At 45.1% G+C, this 1,741-nt stretch carries 1 rRNA gene; it reads right to left on the reverse strand.

Features of this window, described 5'->3' with window-relative positions:
- Positions 1-76 precede the first annotated feature (76 nt).
- Positions 77-1,593: ribosomal RNA gene (locus tag GM111_RS07895) — 16S ribosomal RNA — on the reverse strand.
- Between the last annotated feature and the right edge of the window lie 148 nt (positions 1,594-1,741).

Below are 1,741 nucleotides of genomic sequence, written 5' to 3' on the forward strand. Positions count from 1 at the left end.
TAAAAGGAATAAATAAAGCAAACAAAACATTAAAGTATTTAAGTTAATCAATATCTTTATTTTGTATTCTCCTTAGAAAGGAGGTGATCCATCCGCACCTTCCGGTACGGATACCTTGTTACGACTTCACCCCAATCACTAATCACACCTTAGGTACTTCCCTCCTTGCGGTTAGGCCAGTAACTTCAGGTGCAACTAACTCTCGTGGTGTGACGGGCGGTGTGTACAAGACCCGAGAACGTATTCACCGCAACATTGCTGATTTGCGATTACTAGTGATTCCAACTTCATGAAGTCGAGTTGCAGACTTCAATCCGAACTGAGAGTAGCTTTTGAGATTTGCTCCACATCACTGCTTCGCTCCTCTTTGTACTACCCATTGTAGCACGTGTGTAGCCCAGATCATAAGGGGCATGATGACTTGACGTCATCCCCACCTTCCTCCCGCTCGTCGCGGGCAGTTTCATTAGAGTCCCCAACTTAATGATGGCAACTAATGATAGGGGTTTCGCTCGTTGCGGGACTTAACCCAACATCTCACGACACGAGCTGTCGACAGCCATGCACCACCTGTATCTCGGTTCCCGAAGGCACTAAGATGCTTCCATCTTATTCCGAGTATGTCAAGACCTGGTAAGGTTCCTCGCGTTGCGTCGAATTAAACCACATGCTCCACCACTTGTGCGGGTCCCCGTCAATTCCTTTGAGTTTCATACTTGCGTACGTACTCCCCAGGCGGATCACTTATCGCTTTTGCTTCGGCACAGAGGTTTCGCACCCCCACACCCAGTGATCATCGTTTACAGCTAGGACTACCAGGGTATCTAATCCTGTTTGCTCCCCTAGCTTTCGCACTTCAGCGTCAGTTTCTGTCCAGTGAGTTATCTTCATCATCGGCATTCCTACACATATCTACGAATTTCACCTCTACTCGTGTAGTTCCACCCACCTTTCCAGTACTCTAGTCTAACAGTTTTGTAGGCAAGACTATGGTTGAGCCACAGCTTTTCACCTTCAACTTGTTAGACCGCCTAGATGCCCTTTAAGCCCAATAATTCCGGATAACGCTTGCGACATACGTATTACCGCGGCTGCTGGCACGTATTTAGCCGTCGCTTCTTCTGTAGGTACCGTCACTTTCTTCTTCCCTACTGAAAGCACTTTACAATCCGAAAACCTTCTTCGTGCACACAGAATTGCTGGATCAGAGTTGCCTCCATTGTCCAATATTCCCCACTGCTGCCTCCCGTAGGAGTAAGGGCCGTATCTCAGTCCCCTTGTGGCCGTTCACCCTCTCGGGCCGGCTACCTATCATCGCCTTGGTAGGCCTTTACCCCACCAACTAGCTAATAGGATGCAAAGCTCTCTCTTAGTGATCTCTCTTTCATTAATGTAGGATGCCCTACTCTAATAATATCTAGTATTATCCGTCGTTTCCAACGGTTATCCCAGTCTAAGAGGCAAGTTCTTTACACGTTACTCACCAGTCCACCATGTCTCTTAATTAAGCAAGCTTATTTAATTAACATCGATTTGCATGTGTTAAGCATTCTGTCAGCGTTCATCCTGAGCCAGGATCAAACTCTTCATTCAATATATTTTACTATATTTTAAATTCTTCACCTTTTTGTCAGTTTTTACTTCTTTGTTTTCTTATCTCAAAGTTATTGTCTTTACCTTAAATTGACTTCTTGTCTTTCTTGTTTGCTTTATTTATTCCTTTTCTTTCCATTGTCCTCGT

The sequence above is a fragment of the Streptobacillus canis genome, assembly GCF_009733925.1.
GTDB lineage: Bacteria > Fusobacteriota > Fusobacteriia > Fusobacteriales > Leptotrichiaceae > Streptobacillus > Streptobacillus canis.